Raw genomic sequence first — 16877 nt, forward strand, 5'->3', positions numbered from 1 at the left:
CATGAAGGGAAATCTGGTCATCGTCTGCCGCGATCAGGACGCTGAAGCATTCGACCACCTGCTCGCCGAGTATGGCTCGTTCCAGACCCGGCTTTCCTCGACCGCCTGGTTCCTGAAGATCGACGTCGCGCCGGAAGTCATTCAGGAAGAGATTCTCGCGCGGGTCGGCAAGTACACGACGCATTACATCTTCGAGGCGTCCACCGTCACCTACAACACGGTCGACAGCGAAGCCGCCTCCGCGCTGGAAACGCTCTTCGACTGAGCGTGCGGCGCGTTTCGACTCAACCCGTTCAGATGGCCCGCTCCTCGCGATGCGCGCCTACCCGCCGCTCGGCGACGGGACGCGTCGCGACATCGAACGGGAACGTCATCAACACCTGCAGACCGCCGCTGTCGTGATTGCCGCTGTCGTAATTGCCGATCTCGCATTCGCCGCCCGCGCGCCGCGCCAACCGCTCGACGATCGCCAGCCCTAGTCCGCTGTGACCGCTGCCGCCGCGCGCCGGATCGAGGCGCACGAACGGCCGGCTCGCCTTGATGAGATCGTCCGGCGCGATGCCGCCGCCATGGTCCGCCACCCGCAATTTCCAGCCGTTCGCCCCGCGCCAGGTCTCGATCACGACGGGCGGCGCGCCGTAGGCATGGGCGTTGTCGAGCAGATTCGACAGGACACGGTCGAGCGTCGCGGCGGGCAACACGAAGTCAGGACCCGCTTCGAGCCGCGTCTGAACCGGCTGCGCGCCCGGCGCCACCGCGCGATAGGTGCGCGCGATCTTCTCGCATTGCTGATCCACTTCGATCGGCTCGCTGCCGTCCGCGCGGTCGTGCGCGAACACCAGAAACTGGTCGACGATATGCGCCATCGAATCGACGTCGCGCACTACGCCGTCGCGCAGCTTCGCCTCTTCCATCATCTCCGCGCGCAGCCGCAGACGCGCAAGCGGCGTCTTCAGATCGTGCGCGACGCCCGCCAGCATCACGGCGCGGTCGTTTTCGGTCTGCGAGACCTCGCGCACCATCTGGTTGAAACCGTGCGTGAGCTGCCGCAGTTCGCGCGGGCCGCGTTCGGGCACGGGCGGCGTCGGCTGGCCGCGCCCGAAGCGCGCGACCGCCTGCGCGAGCGAGCGCAGCGGCTGCTGCAACTGCCACGCGGCAAGCAGCGCCGCCATCACGGCGGTCGAAAAGATGATCGCGAGCCACACGAGCATGCGGTCGCGCGAGCGCGGCGGGCGCAGCGGCTGCACCGGCACGACGATCCAGTCCGTGTCCTTGATGCCCTTCACCCAGATGCTCGGCGGCGCGCCCGGCTCGCCGAGACGCACCTCGGTGCCGTCCGGCAGACGGTCGCGCAGGTCTTCGAGAAAGCGGCCCATCGGCGGCGGGACGTCCTGGTCGCCCGACGCGGGCGCCGGCTTCGGCACGTCGGGACTGTCCGACGCGACGACTCGCACGCGCGACGGCAGCGGCTGGTTCGGCGAATTGGCGATGTGCTGGCGCACGGCATCGACGAGGAACGTGGCCTCTTCGACCGCGTAGCGCGTCTGGTTGTTGTCGCGCTCGACGCGAATGACCGCGAACCACGCTACATGCGACAAGACCAGCACGCCGATGACTAGCAGGACCAGCCGGCCGAACAGCGAATCAATGGGCCGGCGCATTTTGCTCGCCGTCGGGCACGAACACGTAGCCGCGTCCGCGCACGGTCTGGATGAAGCGCGGCGCGGACGGATCGGTTTCCAGGATGCGCCGCAGACGCCACACCTGCACGTCGATGCCGCGGTCGGTGCCGTCGTATTCCGGGCCGTGCAGCAGTTCGAGCAGGCGTTCGCGGGTGAGCGTGCGCATCGGATTGTTGACGAAGATCTTCAACAGCGCGAATTCGCTGCCCGAGAGCGTGATCGGCTTGTCGTCCTGTTGCAGCGTGCGCGACTGGAAGTCGAGCCTGAAGCGCCCGAACGAGAACGGCTCGCGCTGCTCCGGCGCCGCCGACGGAATCGTGCGGCGGCGCCTGAGCACCGCCTGCACGCGCGCGAGCAGTTCGCGCGGATTGAACGGCTTGCCGAGGTAGTCGTCCGCGCCGAGTTCCAGCCCGACGATGCGGTCCACGTCGTCGGCGCGCGCGGTCAGCATGATGACCGGGATGTCGTCGCCGGACGCGCGCAGTTTCCTGAGCGCGGTCAGGCCGTCTACGCCCGGCATCATCAGGTCGAGCACGATGAGATCCGGGCGTTCGCGCTCGATGCGCCGCTCGAGCGAGCCGGCGTCGTGCAGCACGGACACTTCGATGCCCTGCCGGACCAGATAGTCGCGCAGGAGATCGCGCAGTTCAGCGTCGTCATCGACGACAAGGATTTGAGTAGTCATGGAGGCAAGTTTAACGCGCGGCCTTGGGCAGATTGGCGGCGAACGCGCCGCAAAGGGTTACCGGGTGTTACGGCGAAAGCGGCTCGTAAACCGGCGTAACAAGCACGACGCTCGCCGTAACACGGCCGTTGTGAGGAAACTCTACGCTGTGTCTCACCGAAGGCGTGAGTCTTGTTCACTTCGCTACTCAAGCTTCGCCGACTCGGCCTCGATCATCAAAAAAGGAGTCCACGATGCTGAAGCAATCCCGAATCCTCGCTGTCGCCGCCGCCGCGCTCGCCATGACGATCGGCGCCGCCAATGCGGCCACGCCCGCCCCCGACGCGCCGCCGCCCGGCGGCCCCGGCATGGCGATGGGTGGTCCTGGCGGTCCCGGCGGACATCGCATGGAAATGCGCATGCAGAAGCAGTTGAACGAACTGCACGGCCAACTGAAGCTTAACGCCGACCAGGAAAAGCTGTGGCAGAACGCGCTCGACACGATGAAGCAGAACCACACGGCCATGCGCGAAAGCCACAAGCAGATGCGCGACCAGTTCAAGTCGATGGCGCAGCAGCCTATTCTCGACCTGAACGCGATGCACGCCGCGCATCAGAAGATCGACGAGCAGAACGCGCAGTTGCGCGAGCAGACGGCCACCGCGTGGCTCAACTTCTACAACGCACTGAACGACCAGCAGAAGACGACCGTCAGCTCGGCGCTCAAGCAGCACTTCGCGAAGATGCACGAGCATCAGGAAAGGATGCATGAGCGCTGGGGCAAGCATCGCGGCGCGCCGGGCGAAGGCGCGGCGAGCGGCGCGGCGGCCACCACCAAGCCGTAACGCGCGAATCTTCCGCGCATGAAAAAGCCGCGGGATCGAGTTCAGACTCGTTCCCGCGGCTTCTTCCGTTGGCCTTACCGTACGCGTCAGGCCAGATCGAACAGCAGCACTTCGGCCTTCTCGCCGTCCTCGAGCGTGACCTTCGACACGTCCTCGATGCGCGCCGCATCGCCGGCTTGCAGCTTTTCGCCGTTCACCGACACCGCCCCGCGCGCCACGTGCACATACACGCGCCGCCCGGCAGGCACGTCGAACTCGGCGCGTTCGCCGCCGTCGAAAAGACCCGCGTGGATCTCGGCGTCCGCACCGAGCGTCACCGCGCCGTCGCGCCCGGAAGGCGATGCGATCACGCGCAGGCGTCCGCGTTTCTCGGCGTCGTCGAAGCGCTTTTCCTCGTAGCCCGGCGCGCCGCCCGGCGCATCCGGGATGATCCAGATTTGCAGGAAGTGCGCGGTCTCGTCGTGCGAGCCGTTGAATTCGCTGTGACGCACGCCGGTGCCCGCGCTCATGCGCTGTACGTCGCCCGGGCGGATCGTGGAGCCGTTGCCCATGCTGTCGCGGTGCGCGAGCGCGCCTTCCAGCACGTAGCTGATGATCTCCATGTCGCGATGGCCGTGCGTGCCGAAGCCCTTGCCGCCCGCGACGCGATCCTCGTTGATCACGCGCAGCGCGCCGAAATGCATGTGTTCCGGATCGTAGTAATCCGCGAAGGAAAACGTGTGATACGAATCGAGCCAGCCGTGGTTGGCATGACCCCGTTCATTGCCGCGACGAATCTCGAACATCCCGTTTCTCCGGTTGGTTTTGCGATGCATCCAATGTAAGGGCGGGCCAGCCGCCGAACAACGGGCGCGGCGGCACTACACCGTCCTGAAAATGCGGGTAATCGGCCGAATCCGGCTTCGCTCGCGCGGCGGGCGGCTTCGGGTAAAATGCTGCGCTTTTCGTCGCGGGCGCTCTTTTTGCGGACCGGCGCACGAGGCGCGACGTGGGTCGGGAAGGCCGCTGGCGTGCCGTGGCGCGGTGCAAAAACGCCGTACCCCAATTTTGGACGCCTAGAATACCGACGCTCGCAGGCTGCGGCCGAGCTGGCGCACGCGACTCGACCACGGCGCCGAACGATCGCTGCAAGACGGCCGAAGCGGCCTTCAGCCATGCGAAAAACCGCGGACCAACCGCACGTCATCAAGGAATCACCATGCTTCAAGGCTACGGGCCGCTGATTCTCTCGGGCACCTGGCAGACCGTCAAACTGGCGGTGCTGTCGCTCGCGTTCGCTTTCGTGATCGGATTGATCGGCGCGGCGGCGAAACTGTCGAGGAACCGCATCTCGTCGGGAATCGGCACGCTGTACACGACGCTGATCCGCGGCGTGCCCGACCTCGTGCTGATGCTGCTGCTCTTCTACAGCATCCAGATCTGGCTGAACAATCTCACCGACCTGCTCGGCTGGGATCAGATCGACATCGACCCGTTCCTCGCCGGCATTCTCGTGCTCGGCTTCATCTACGGCGCGTATTTCACCGAAACCTTCCGCGGCGCGTTTCTTTCCGTGCCGCGCGGCCAGCTCGAAGCGGGCGCGGCCTACGGCATGACGCCGTGGCAGACCTTCTCGCGCATCATGTTCCCGCAGATGATGCGTTTCGCGCTGCCCGGCATCGGCAACAACTGGCAGGTGATGGTCAAGGCGACGGCGCTCGTCTCGATCATCGGCCTCGCCGATGTCGTGAAAGCCGCGCAGGACGCCGGCAAGGGCACGCTGCGGTTCTTCTTCTTCACGCTGCTCGCGGGCGCGATCTACCTCGTGATCACGACCGTGTCGAATCTCGTGCTGATCTGGCTGGAACGCCGTTACTCGATCGGCGTGCGCAAGGCAGACCTATAAAAAGCGGCGGACCTCATGCTCGAAATCATCCAGGAATACTGGAAGAACTATCTCTTCACCGACGGCTACCGCATCACCGGCCTCGCCATCACGATGTGGCTCCTCGTCGTATCGATCGCGCTCGGTTTTTGTCTGTCGATTCCGCTGGCGGTCGCGCGCGTCTCGAAGAACAAGCTGCTCTCGCGCGGCGTGTGGCTGTATACCTATGTGTTTCGCGGCACGCCGCTCTATGTGCAGCTGCTGCTCTGCTATACCGGGCTCTACAGCCTGCAGGTCGTGCGCGACCACATGCTGCTCAACGAATTCTTCCGCAACGGCATGAACTGCACGCTGCTGGCGTTCACGCTCAACACCTGCGCGTACACCACCGAAATCTTCGCCGGCGCGATCAAGGCGACGCCCTACGGCGAAATCGAGGCGGCGCGCGCGTACGGGATGTCGTCGTTCACGCTTTACCGGCGCGTGATCCTGCCGTCGGCGCTCAGGCGCGCCCTGCCGTATTACAGCAACGAAGTGATCCTGATGCTGCACGCGACGACGGTCGCCTTCACCGCCACCGTGCCCGACATCCTGAAAATCGCCCGCGACGTCAATTCCGCGACGTACAAGTCGTTCGAGGCGTTCGGCATCGCCGCGCTCCTCTATCTCGTCATCTCGTTCGCGCTCGTGTGGCTGTTCCGCCGCGCCGAGCATCGCTGGCTCGCGTACCTGCGGCCGCAGGGTAAATAAGCCGCAAGGACCGCACATGAATGAACAGAAGCAAAAGCTCTTCGTCGACGACCTCCACAAGCAGTACGGCGAAAACGAAGTGCTCAAGGGCGTGTCGCTGAAGGCGAAAGCCGGCGACGTGATCAGCATCATCGGCTCGTCCGGTTCGGGCAAGAGCACGATGCTGCGCTGTATCAATTTCCTCGAGCAGCCCAACCGGGGGCGCATCTTCGTGGATGGCGTCGAAGTGCGCACGCTGAAGGACAAGACCGGCGCGCTGAAGGTCGCCGACCAGAAGCAGTTGCGCGAAGTGCGCTCGAAGCTCTCGATGGTGTTCCAGCACTTCAACCTGTGGTCGCACATGAACGTGCTGGAGAACGTGATGGAGGCGCCCGTCAACGTGCTCGGGCTACCGAAGAAGGAAGCCGAGGAGCGCGCGCGCACCTACCTGGAGAAGGTCGGACTCGCGCCGCGCGTGGAAAAGCAGTATCCGTCGCACTTGTCGGGCGGGCAGCAGCAGCGCGTCGCGATCGCCCGCGCCCTCGCGATGCATCCGGACGTCATGCTCTTCGACGAACCGACCTCGGCGCTCGACCCGGAACTCGTCGGCGAAGTGCTGAAGGTGATGCAGACGCTCGCTGAGGAAGGCCGCACGATGATCGTCGTCACGCACGAGATGGCGTTCGCGCGCAACGTGTCGAACCATGTCGTGTTCCTGCACCAGGGGCGCATCGAGGAAGAAGGTCATCCGCAGGAGGTGTTCGGCGCGCCTAAAAGCGAACGGCTCAGGCAGTTCCTGTCCGGCAGTCTCAAGTGATGCCGCTAATTCTGTAGTTCCTGTAGTCGCACGCGCCGCCATGCGCGTTGGCAGACCCGAGAAAAAAGCGCCGAAAGGCGCTTTTTTCATGTCCGCGCGCGGCCCTGAAGCCCCGCTGGAGAGCACTTTCACGGCCTAGCCCCCTATCGGACGCCAGTCAATAGAGTCATTCCTTGACCTAAAGCTTTCAGTTTCATAAAGGCCTTACGCGGTAAGGCTTTGGACGGATTTCGACCGATCGGACGTGGCTTCGCAGGCACACCGGCATTGCATTTTCGAGACACATGGGTGGGAAACCGCAAATTTCTTTGGCGCCCAAAACGTATTTTGATAAATTAGTAATCAAAGTACCAAAACGAAGTTCACAAAAAGTAGTTTTACTTCAAAAAGAACTGAGGAGACACCGAACCCAACGGTCGGCAGTCGCGTCCGCGTCCAGGCCAGCGCGCGGATCAACCAGGGCGCACCTGCCCGCGTGTCCCTCTGAAAACGATTTCCGGTTCGATGCTCCCGCATCGCGCCACACGGCAGCACTTGGGTTCCTTTTTTGACAGGGTTGGAGGAGATGATGAAAAAAGCTTTGCTCGCGGCATCGCTGCTGACGTTCGGCGTTGCGGCCCACGCTCAGAGCAGCGTGACGCTGTATGGTCGCCTGGACGCGGGACTCGAATACATGACCGGCGTGCCGCAAGGCGTCGGCGCGGCCGGTCAGGCCACCGGCAGCACGCACCGTTTCCGCGCTGAAAGCGGCGACTGGGGCACGAGTCTCTGGGGCTTGAAGGGCGTCGAAGACCTGGGCGGCGGCTACAAGGCCGTGTTCCAGTTGGAAGGCAGCTTCAACACCATGACGGGTCAGGGCCCGGGCAATAACGGCATCTTCAATCGCTGGGCGACGGTCGGTATCGCCAACAACAGCTTCGGTACGCTGCTGTTGGGCCGCGAACTCTTCATCGCCAACGGCGTGTGGGACTTCGATCCGTTCGGTCAGTCGAACTGGTCGTCGGCGTCGCTGGTGCGTGGCCGCAACTGGCCGCAATCGAGCAATAACATTTCGTACCAGTCGCCGAAGTGGTACGGCTTTGACGTGTACGGCCAGTACGCGCTGTCGAACGCGACGAACTGGAACGGTAACGGCAGCACGCCGCAAGGCCGTGAAGGCGGTCTGCAACTGACATACACGTCCGCGCTCTTCCAGATCCGCGGCATGTACGACGAAATCCGCAACCCGGCGAACGGCTCGCTCGGCGGCGTCTACGATCCGCTCAACGGTGGCAACGCCCTCGGCGGCAATCCCAATAATGGTGGCGGCAACGGCGTGTACGGCTACTCGCGCGAATACACGGCGGCGTTCAACGTGTTCCTGGGCCAGTTCAAGATCCAGGGTGCCTATCAGGCAATTCGCAGTTCGGGCATGACGAACGTGCTGCCCGGCCAGCCGACGACGATCGACCACGAATGGGGCGGCGTGACGTGGCAAGCAACGCCGGCAGCGGCGCTGATTGCGGCTGTCTACCACTCGAACGCCAACAACGGCGCGGGCAATGCGACGCTGTACACGGTCGGCGGCTCGTACAACCTGTCGAAGCGCACGCTGCTCGACATCCAGGTGGCGACGGTGCAGAACAGCAAGTCGGCTAACTACGGCCTGAACGCCAACAACTTCGGCACGTCGGCTGCGACCGACAACCCGTTGCCAGGCCACAGCCAGTCGGGCGTGTATGCAGGTATCCAGCACTCGTTCTAATCGACGGGTCTGACAGAAAAAGGCTTCAAGAGAGTTTTCACGCTGCTGCGAGAGGCGCGTATCGGTGCGGTGCCCGAAAGGGTATCGCACCGTTTTTTATTGGCGCTTCGAAAGGTGCGAATGCGGGCCGTTCGCGCGAAATGAGCGCTCGGATGCAGCGCCGCCGTGCTCCATGCAGAAACGTCCGCTTTGCGCCTCTGATTTAGGAATTCTCCGCTAGTCGTGGGTGCGCCCGCCATCTAGCCTCGCCGATCCACCAACGACGAGGCTTTCATGCGCCAGCGCCCTCAACTCCACGGCTCGTTCTGGGCACTTGCCGATTCCTCCGCCGCCGGACATTCGGCGACTTCCGTCGATCGAACCGAAGAACTCGAAGCGAGCGCCGCGGAATGCCGCGCTCGACGCGGCGGAAAGGCCGGACGCACCGCCGCGCTTCTGATCCACGGTCTCGGCGGCACGCAATTCGACCTCGGGTCGATCCACAAGGCGCTGCGGCGCGCGGGCATCGAGCCGCATTCGATCACCCTGCCCGGCCACGGAACCACGCCGCACGACCTGGCGAGCGTGCGCGCGGAAGCGTGGCTCGACGCGGTCACGACGGCGTATCGCGAGATCGCACGCGACTACGACACCGTCCATGTGATCGGCATGTGCATGGGCGCGCTGCTCGCACTCGCCCTTTGCGCGCGGGAAGGCCACGCGCGCGGGCGGCTCGTCGCGCTGGCGCCGCCGATCTACATCGACGGCTGGGCGACGCCCTGGTATCGCGTGCTGCGTCACGCGGCGTACTGGCTACCGTTCGTGCCGAAGCGCGTGCGCGTCGATGAAAGCGAGCCGTACGGTATCAAGAACGCGGAACTGCGTTCGATCGTGAAGGCGAAATTCGCGCGCGGCGACGCCTTCCACTATGGCTGGGTGCCGCTTGCGTGCATCCGCGAGGTGGATCGGCTAAGACGGCTCGCGAGGCGCGCCGCTGCCGCGCTCGCCTGCGAGACGCTCGTCATGCACGCGCGCCACGACGACCTGACGAGCCTGAAGTCGGCGTATTTTTTGCGCGGCGCGGTGAAGCGTTCGGAACTGGTCGTGCTGGAGAACAGCTATCACCTGATTTGCGTCGACAACGATCGGCTGCTCGTCGCGACGCACGTGCTGCGGTTCCTCGGGCTCGATCCGGCGCCGGCCGGCCGGCCGATGGCCGACGAGGCGAAGGAGTTATCGATCACTCGCCAGCGGATGGAGGAGCCATCTGCGCGGGTCGCTTCATGACAAAAGGCCGCCGGTTTTCACCGGCGGCCTTTGTTTTTGCCCCATCGCGACGGCTGGACGACTTACTCCCGCGCCGCGCCCGACGCGCCGTGGCTCAGCCAGTCGAGGACCGCGCCCGTTTCGTCGTCGTCTGCGTCGCGCATCGTTGCGACCGTCTCGTTGAGCTTCGCGCCGGGCTTCGGCGCCGCGCGACGGATCGCGACGCCGACCGCGAGAATGTCGATGATGACGAGATGCAGGATGCGCGAAATCATCGACAACTGCGATTCGCGAATCTCGATGTGATCCGTCTCGAGCGCCACCGTGGCGCGCTTGGCGAGCGGCGTGTTGCTCGACGTGATCGCCACGACCGTCGCGCCCTGCTGCATCGCGACTTCGAGCACGCGCAGCAATTCCGGCGCGCGGCCCGACTTCGACACCGCCACGATCACGTCGCCACGGCCGAGCAGCGCAGCGGACGCCGCCTGCATGTAGAGATCGCCGTAAGCGATCGTCGGAATGCCGAAGCGGAAGAACTTGTAGTGCGCGTCCTGCGCGACGATGTTCGAATTCCCAAGGCCGTAGAACTCGATGCGCCGCGCGCCGTTCAGGATGTCGATCGCGCGCTCGACATTGTCGAAATTCAGGTGCTCGCGCAGCTGCAGGATCGCCGAGACGGTGTTGTCGAGCACTTTCGCGCCGAAATCGGTGGCCGTGTCGCCGAGATGCACCTGGCTGTGGCTCACCGGAATCGTGCCCGTGAGCCCGGTCGCGAGCTTCAGCTTGAAGTCGGAGAGCCCCGTGCAGCCGAGCGAGCGGCAAAAGCGGATCACGGTCGGCTGGCTGACGTCGGCCTTCCTCGCGATGTCGATGATCGGATCGTTGATGATCGAGCGCGGATGGTTCAGCGCGAGATCGGCAACGCGCCGCTCGGCGGGCGTGAGCGCGTCGCGCATCTGGCGGATGCGCTCGAACACCGCCGACGAGCCGCTGTTCGCGCGATTCGACAACTGCTCGGCAAGGATCGCGGAAACGCCGAGGAACGCAGGATATTCGGCGGTGATGACATAGGTCGGCACGCCCGACAGATACTGCTGGAAGCGCCCTTTCGCCTCGAAACGCTCGCGAAACGGCGACTTGTAGAACAGTTCGCCGAGTTTGAGCACGACGCCGCCGCCGATATAGATGCCGCCGAGCGAACCGAGCGTCACCGCGATATTCCCCGAGAACGTGCCGAGGATGCCGCAGAAGCAGTTCACCGCTGCGAGCGCGAGCGCCTCGCCGTCGTGGGCGCGCTTGGTGACGTCGGCGCTGTTCACCGATTCCGCCACCGCGATGCCGTCGCGCTCCGCGAACGCGCGGTAGATCAGTTCCAGCCCCGGCCCCGCCGCGACGCGCTCGAACGACACATGCGGCCACTTGGTACGCGCATGGCGCAGCACCAGGTCTTCGTCTTCATTCGACGGCGCGAAGCTCGCGTGGCCGCCCTCGCTGCCGAGCGCGATCCAGCGGTCGTCGGCGGGAATCAGCCCCGATACGCCGAGGCCCGTGCCCGGGCCAAGCAGGCCGATCACGCTATTCTGCCGCCGCGAACCACCGCCGACCTGCACGCGCTGGGCGTCGGTCAGGCCGGGCAGCGCCATCGCGAGCGCGGTGAAGTCGTTGACGACGAGCAGTGTATCGAAGCCGAGCGCGCGGCGCGTCGCTTCGATCGAGAAGCTCCAGTCGTGGTTGGTCATCGCGACCTGATCGCCGTCGACCGGATTCGCGATCGCGACCGCCGCGTGATTGACGCGGCCGACCTTGGTGTCCTTCAGATACTGCTGCATGACCTCCGCGATGCCCGGATAGTCGGCGGCCGGGTACACGCGGATCTGCCCGATTTCGCCCGGCGCCGTTTCGAGCGCGAAGCGCGCGTTGGTGCCGCCCACGTCGGCGAGGAGTCTCGGTCCGTCGGCATGCTGGCTGCCGGCCGGCGCGGCCTTGCTATGCACACCAGTAGACATCGAGCTTGACTCCCTGAGCATTGACCAACGTCGAGATGGCGTTTTTTTGTGGTGCGGCGAGCGCCGCGTTCAACACGTCGAGCTTCTTCTGGCCCGCGATCAGCAGATAAAGCTGGCCGATGTGCTTCAGCGCCGACATCGACAGGCTTACGCGCGCGTGTGGCGCGCTGGCCGGGTGAACCGAGACGAAGCGGTCGGCGGTGGTGATCGCGACGTCCCACTCCGGCGCGTCCGCGAAGATCGACGCCGTGTGGCCGTCCTCGCCCATGCCGAGCACGGCGACATCGGGCAGGCGGCGCTGCGCGTCGCCGTTCAGGTCGGCGATATGCGTTTCGAGCGAATCCGAGGTGTCGACGAGCGGCCAGAAATACGCCGCGCTCGCCGCGTTTTGCAACAGCGTCTCGCGCACGAGGCGCGCGTTGCTCGCGGCATCCGTTTCCGGCACCCAGCGGTCGTCGACGAGCGTCACGTCGATGTGCGCCCAGTCGAGCGGTTCGCCCGACAGCGTCTCTAAAAAGGGACGCGGGCTCGTGCCGCCGGACACGGCGAGCGTCGCGTGATAAGCGGCGTCGGCCGACGCGGCACCGCGAGCCGCCAGCGACGCCGTTAACGCGTCGCCCACGGCTTTCGCCAGCGCGTCCGACTGGGCGCGCGGGTCGTCGAAAGTGTGAAGCTCGATCACTGCTCCTCCATCCTGCTTTGTTTTCGTTTGATCAGCCCGCCGCGTGGTGCGGCGGCGGGTCATGGCCCGGCTCGGGTCTCGCGCGCTTGTCGGCGCATGCCGTCGTCTATTTGCCGTCTTCGGTGCGCTGTCGTCGTGTTGCCGTCAGCGCGTCGTCATCGCTCTGTTGCTATTGTCGTCTCGATTCGCAAGCTTCACCGTGTTTCAAAACCCGCGGCTTTGGTGCTCCGTCAGTTCTCTTCTTCCAGCCAGCACGTACCGTGTTGCGCCAGCATCGCGCTCGACGCCGCCGGTCCCCACGTGCCCGCCGCGTAAGGCTTCGGCGGCTTCGGCGACACTTCCCACTCGTTCAGGATCGGCTCGACCCATCGCCACGCGGCTTCCTGCTCGTCGCGCCGCACGAAGAGCGCGAGGCGCCCGCGGATCACGTCGAGCAAGAGGCGCTGGTAGGCCTCCATCTGCCCTTCGCGGAAGAACTGGTCGAACGCGAGGTCGAGGTGGACGCTTGCGAGGTTCATGCCTTCGCCCGGCTGCTTGGCGAGGCAGTAAAGGCGAATGGTCTCGTTCGGCTGCAGGCGGATCACGAGACGGTTCGCGCCCGCGCGCAACGCGTTCGCGCCGAGCGCCGAGTGCGGCACCGGCCGGAAATTCACGACGATCTCCGCGACGCGGTCCGCGAGCCGCTTGCCCGTGCGCAGGAAGAACGGCACGCCCGCCCAGCGCCAGTTCTCGATTTCCACCTTCAGCGCGACGAACGTTTCCGTGCGGCTGTCGGGACGCACGCCCTTTTCGGTCGCGTAGGCCGGCACCGAGGCGCCCTTGATGACGCCCGCGTGATACTGCCCGCGCACCGCGACCCGGCTGATGTCGCGCGGATCGATCGGCTTCAGCGCGCGCAGCACGCGCAGCTTTTCGTCGCGCACGGAGTCGGAATCCATCGAGTGCGGCGGCTCCATCGTCACGATGGAGAGCAGTTGCAGCAAATGGTTCTGCACCATGTCGCGCAAGGCGCCGGTGTTGTCGTAGAAATCGCCGCGTGCTTCCACGCCGAGCTCTTCCGCGATCGTGATCTGGATGCTCTCCACCCATTCGCGGCGCCAGAGCGGCTCGAAAAGCGCATTGCCGAAGCGCAGCGCGAGCAGGTTCTGCACCGGCTCCTTGCCGAGATAGTGGTCGATCCGGTAGATCTGCTCTTCCTGGAAGATCTCGCCGACCGCGTCGTTGATCGCATTCGACGATTCCAGGTCGTAGCCGAGCGGCTTTTCGAGCACGATGCGCGCGTTCTGGTTCAGGCCGACATCGGCGAGCGCGCGGCAGATCGGCACGAAGAGCGACGGCCCCGTCGCAAGATAGAAGACGCGAATGCCGTCGTGCGCCGCGACCGCGTCGCGCAGGATCAGAAAGTCTTCCGGCTTGCCGAGGTCGATGTGCACGTACTCGACGCGCGCGAGAAAGCCCGACCACACCGCGTCATCCACGCTGCCCGCGCCGTTTTTCGCGACGTGCGGCTTCACATGCTCCTCGACCCATTCGAGATAGGCCGCGCGCGTTTCGACGCCGCGTGCGACGGCGAGGATCTTGCCGGCCGGCGCGAGCATCCCCGCGCGGTGCGCTTCGAAGAGCGCCGGCAGGATCTTGCGCATCGAGAGATCGCCCGTTCCGCCGAAGAGCACGAAGATGAAATTCGAGTCGGTTTGCATGTGTCTCCGTCTTCCCGCTCAGGGACTTTGTTCGGGACCGTAGTCCGATAAAAATATTTTTGACACTGAATTGTAGTTTAACTACAATTCAAATCAAGAGGTAATGTCATCCCGGAACAAAAAGCTTATGTCAATCAGAAGATGAGCGTTTTCCCGGAGTGGCGTTTCGAATGTTAGCGGAGCGGTCGATTGGGCGCTTTTCGCGCAACGTCAGCCGCGCGCCGCTTCCGGCACCTCGCGCCTTCGCGCCGTCAGAGCGCCGTGCGTTCATCGGCGGCCCGGGGCTCAAGCAGAATCAAAAGAGGAGACAACCGTTGCGATTCAAACCACTCATCTCTTGAGAGCCGTTCGGCCGCGTTTCGGTCTGCCGGCTACGCACGTGCGTCGCGCGCATGGCGCCGTCTCACGTTGCACTCTGTCCCGCCGACACCGCCGGACCCCGGCCACCCGTGTATCACCCGTTTTTCCCACCACCGCTTCCTGCTGAATCAGGGGCCAATCGTTTTTTGTTCAGGTGTTTCGGAGGAGATAAACAATGAAAGTCCGTAAGCTCATGGGCGCGCTTTGCGCCGCTGGTCTCTTGTGTGGCGCGTCGGCGTCGGTGCAGGCGGCCGAAGCCGTATCGGTGCTGCACTGGTGGACGTCCGGCGGTGAGTCGAAGGCGATTGGCGTGCTCAAGGACGACATGACCAAGCAGGGCTACACGTGGAAGGACTTCGCCGTCGCAGGCGGTGCGGGCGCCGCCGCGATGACCGCGCTGAAGACGCAGGTGATCTCGGGCAACGCGCCGACCGCGGCCCAGATCAAGGGCCCGCTGATCCAGGAATGGGCCGAACAGGGCGTGCTCGTGCCGATCGACTCGGTCGCCGGCGACTGGAAGAAGAACCTGCCGCCCGAAATCGACAAGATCGTTCACGCCGACGGCCATTACGTCGCCGCGCCCTTCTCGGTGCACCGCGTGAACTGGCTCTACATCAACAAAGCCGCGCTCGACAAGGCCGGCGGCAAGGTGCCGACCACCTGGGCCGAGTTCTTCCAGGTCGCCGACAAGATGAAGGCCGCGGGCATCGTCGCGGTGGCCGCGGGCGGCCAGCCGTGGCAGGACCTGACGCTGTGGGAAGACGTCGTGCTGTCGCAGGGCGCGGACTTCTACAAGAAGGCGATCGTCGATCTCGACCAGAAGACGCTGACCTCCGACAAGATGGTCCAGGTGTTCGACACGGTCCGCAAGATCCAGTCGTACTTCGATAACGGCCGCACCGGCCGCGACTGGAACCTCGCCACCGCGATGGTCATCAACGGCAAGGCCGGCATGCAGTTCATGGGCGACTGGGCGAAGGGCGAATTCGCCGGCGCGAACAAGAAGGCGGGCAGCGACTACGTGTGCGCGGCTGTTCCGGGCACGGAAAAGTCCTTCACGTTCAACGTCGACTCGTTCGTGTTCTTCCAGCAGAAGGGCCAGAAGGCCCCGACGCCGGGCCAGCTCGCGCTTGCCAAGACCATCATGACGCCGGAGTTCCAGGAGCAGTTCAGCCTGAACAAGGGTTCGATTCCGGTGCGTCTCGGCGTGAACATGGACAAGTTCGACGACTGCGCGAAGAAGGCTTACTCGGACGAACAGACCTCGCTCAAGTCGGGCGGCTATGTGCCGTCGCTCGCGCACGGCATGGCTCAGGGCGATGCCACGGCTGGCGCGATCACCGACGTCGTGACGAAGTTCATGAACTCGACGCAGGATTCGAAGAGCGCGGTGCAAGCGCTCGCGAACGCAGCGAAGACGAAGTAATCGCGAGCGTCTCGACGTAACGCAGAGCGGGCGCCGTGCGGTTTCGACCGGTGGCGCCTGCTTTGAAAGTAGCAACAAAATCGTCGCATCATGTGCTGGCGTGACACCGCGTGGCGGCCGCTTGGCCGCGCTCACGGCTAGAACGCCGGCCCGTTTTCCAGGAGTCGAGTTGTGGCTGCCTCCCTCAGCGGTACCGCGGACAAAAACCCGCAAAACCCGCCCCGCCGCGCGTCCGCGTCGGCGGCGCTTGCCGATAAATGGATTCCGAAGCTCGTCCTCGCGCCGAGCGTGCTGATCGCGCTCGTCTTCGTGTACGGCTTCATCATGATTACCGGTTATCTGTCGCTCACGAATTCGCGACTGATGCCGCGCTATGAATTCTCCGGCCTCGACCGCTATCGCCAGCTGTTCGACAACGACGTCTGGTGGACTTCCGCCGCGAACCTCGGCTGGTTCGGCGTTCCGTTCATCGCGGTCTGCGTCGGCCTCGGCCTCTTCCTCGCCATCCTGCTCGACCAGAGGATCCGCAACGAGGGCGCGCTGCGCGCGATCTTCCTGTATCCGATGGCGCTCTCGTTCATCGTGACCGGCACCGCGTGGCAATGGATCCTGAACCCGAGCCTCGGCCTCGAGAAAGTGCTGCACGACTGGGGCTGGACGAGCTTCTCGTTCGACTGGCTCGGCAATCCCGACAAGGCGATCTTCTGCGTCGTGATCGCGGCGGTGTGGCAATCGACCGGCTTCGTGATGGCGCTCTTCCTCGCCGGCCTGCGCGGCGTGGACGCGGAAATCTTCAAGGCCGCGCAGATGGACGGCGCGGGGCTGCCCACCATCTACCGCAAGATCGTGATTCCGAGCATGCGGCCGGTGTTCTTCTCCGTGCTTTTGATCCTCTGCCACATCACGATCAAGACGTTCGACCTCGTCGTCGCGCTGACGGCGGGCGGTCCGGGCACGTCGTCCTCGCTGCCGGCGATGTTCATGTACACGTTTTCGTTCAACCGCGGGCAACTCGGGGTCGGCGCCGCGTCGTCGATGATGATGCTCGCGACTGTGGTCGCGGTGCTCGTGCCGCTGATGTATCTCGAATCGAGGAGCACCCGCAATGCCTAA

15 protein-coding genes are annotated in these 16877 nt (G+C 64.7%); 9 read left to right on the plus strand and 6 right to left on the minus strand.

Annotated features, from left to right (window positions below):
* The first annotated feature begins 1 nt into the window (after position 1).
* Complete coding sequence (locus tag AWB66_RS04355) at positions 2 to 265, plus strand: double-stranded DNA-specific endonuclease (RefSeq protein WP_087629038.1); 264 nt, start codon at positions 2 to 4, stop codon at positions 263 to 265.
* 28 nt (positions 266 to 293) lie between these two features.
* On the opposite strand, the gene AWB66_RS04360 is transcribed toward AWB66_RS04355, so the two are convergent.
* Positions 294 to 1661, minus strand: coding sequence for an ATP-binding protein (locus AWB66_RS04360; protein ID WP_087629039.1), 1368 nt, complete (start codon positions 1659 to 1661; stop codon positions 294 to 296).
* The gene (locus tag AWB66_RS04365) at positions 1645 to 2367 is read right to left on the minus strand and encodes a response regulator (RefSeq protein ID WP_087629040.1); all 723 of its coding nucleotides are present in this window, start codon (positions 2365 to 2367) and stop codon (positions 1645 to 1647) included. The genes AWB66_RS04360 and AWB66_RS04365 overlap by 17 nt, the downstream gene beginning before the upstream one ends.
* 233 nt (positions 2368 to 2600) lie before the next feature.
* Here AWB66_RS04365 and AWB66_RS04370 point away from each other — a divergent pair, with 233 nt between their 5' ends.
* Positions 2601 to 3191, plus strand: coding sequence for a Spy/CpxP family protein refolding chaperone (locus AWB66_RS04370; RefSeq protein ID WP_087629041.1), 591 nt, complete (start codon positions 2601 to 2603; stop codon positions 3189 to 3191).
* Positions 3192 to 3277: 86 nt separating this feature from the next.
* On the opposite strand, the gene AWB66_RS04375 is transcribed toward AWB66_RS04370, so the two are convergent.
* Positions 3278 to 3976, minus strand: coding sequence for a pirin family protein (locus tag AWB66_RS04375; protein ID WP_087629042.1), 699 nt, complete (start codon positions 3974 to 3976; stop codon positions 3278 to 3280).
* A 413-nt stretch (positions 3977 to 4389) separates the two neighbouring features.
* Here AWB66_RS04375 and AWB66_RS04380 point away from each other — a divergent pair, with 413 nt between their 5' ends.
* The 5 genes from AWB66_RS04380 to AWB66_RS04400 all read left to right on the plus strand — a co-directional run bounded on the left by AWB66_RS04380 (position 4390) and on the right by AWB66_RS04400 (position 9611).
* The gene (locus AWB66_RS04380) at positions 4390 to 5076 is read left to right on the plus strand and encodes an ABC transporter permease (RefSeq protein ID WP_087629043.1); all 687 of its coding nucleotides are present in this window, start codon (positions 4390 to 4392) and stop codon (positions 5074 to 5076) included.
* Positions 5077 to 5091: 15 nt separating this feature from the next.
* On the plus strand, positions 5092 to 5805 hold the full coding sequence (locus AWB66_RS04385; protein WP_087629044.1) for an ABC transporter permease: 714 nt from the start codon (positions 5092 to 5094) through the stop codon (positions 5803 to 5805).
* Positions 5806 to 5821: 16 nt separating this feature from the next.
* Positions 5822 to 6601: an ABC transporter ATP-binding protein gene (locus tag AWB66_RS04390; protein WP_087629045.1), complete on the plus strand. Its 780-nt coding sequence runs from the start codon at positions 5822 to 5824 to the stop codon at positions 6599 to 6601.
* Positions 6602 to 7169: 568 nt separating this feature from the next.
* Positions 7170 to 8345, plus strand: a complete 1176-nt coding sequence (locus AWB66_RS04395) for a porin (protein WP_087629115.1) — start codon at positions 7170 to 7172, stop codon at positions 8343 to 8345.
* 273 nt (positions 8346 to 8618) lie between these two features.
* Positions 8619 to 9611 (plus strand): alpha/beta hydrolase, encoded by a 993-nt coding sequence (locus AWB66_RS04400; RefSeq protein WP_087629046.1) that lies wholly within the window; start codon positions 8619 to 8621, stop codon positions 9609 to 9611.
* 62 nt (positions 9612 to 9673) lie between these two features.
* Here AWB66_RS04400 and AWB66_RS04405 read toward each other — a convergent pair whose 3' ends face one another.
* The 3 genes from AWB66_RS04405 to zwf form a co-directional block, all read right to left on the minus strand.
* Positions 9674 to 11596 carry a bifunctional transcriptional regulator/glucokinase gene (locus AWB66_RS04405; RefSeq protein ID WP_087629047.1) on the minus strand — a complete coding sequence of 641 codons (1923 nt, stop codon included), beginning with the start codon at positions 11594 to 11596 and terminating at the stop codon, positions 9674 to 9676.
* Positions 11577 to 12278 carry a 6-phosphogluconolactonase gene (gene pgl, locus AWB66_RS04410; RefSeq protein ID WP_087629048.1) on the minus strand — a complete coding sequence of 234 codons (702 nt, stop codon included), beginning with the start codon at positions 12276 to 12278 and terminating at the stop codon, positions 11577 to 11579. The genes AWB66_RS04405 and pgl overlap by 20 nt, the downstream gene beginning before the upstream one ends.
* Before the next feature lie 230 nt (positions 12279 to 12508).
* The gene (gene zwf, locus AWB66_RS04415; RefSeq protein ID WP_087629049.1) at positions 12509 to 13978 is read right to left on the minus strand and encodes a glucose-6-phosphate dehydrogenase; all 1470 of its coding nucleotides are present in this window, start codon (positions 13976 to 13978) and stop codon (positions 12509 to 12511) included.
* Between the two features lie 535 nt (positions 13979 to 14513).
* Here zwf and AWB66_RS04420 point away from each other — a divergent pair.
* Entirely contained in the window at positions 14514 to 15764 is a 1251-nt protein-coding gene (locus AWB66_RS04420; protein ID WP_087629050.1) for an ABC transporter substrate-binding protein, read from the plus strand.
* 261 nt (positions 15765 to 16025) lie between these two features.
* Entirely contained in the window at positions 16026 to 16877 is an 852-nt protein-coding gene (locus tag AWB66_RS04425; RefSeq protein WP_087629116.1) for a carbohydrate ABC transporter permease, read from the plus strand.

Source organism: Caballeronia telluris, from assembly GCF_001544495.1.
Lineage (GTDB): Bacteria > Pseudomonadota > Gammaproteobacteria > Burkholderiales > Burkholderiaceae > Caballeronia > Caballeronia telluris.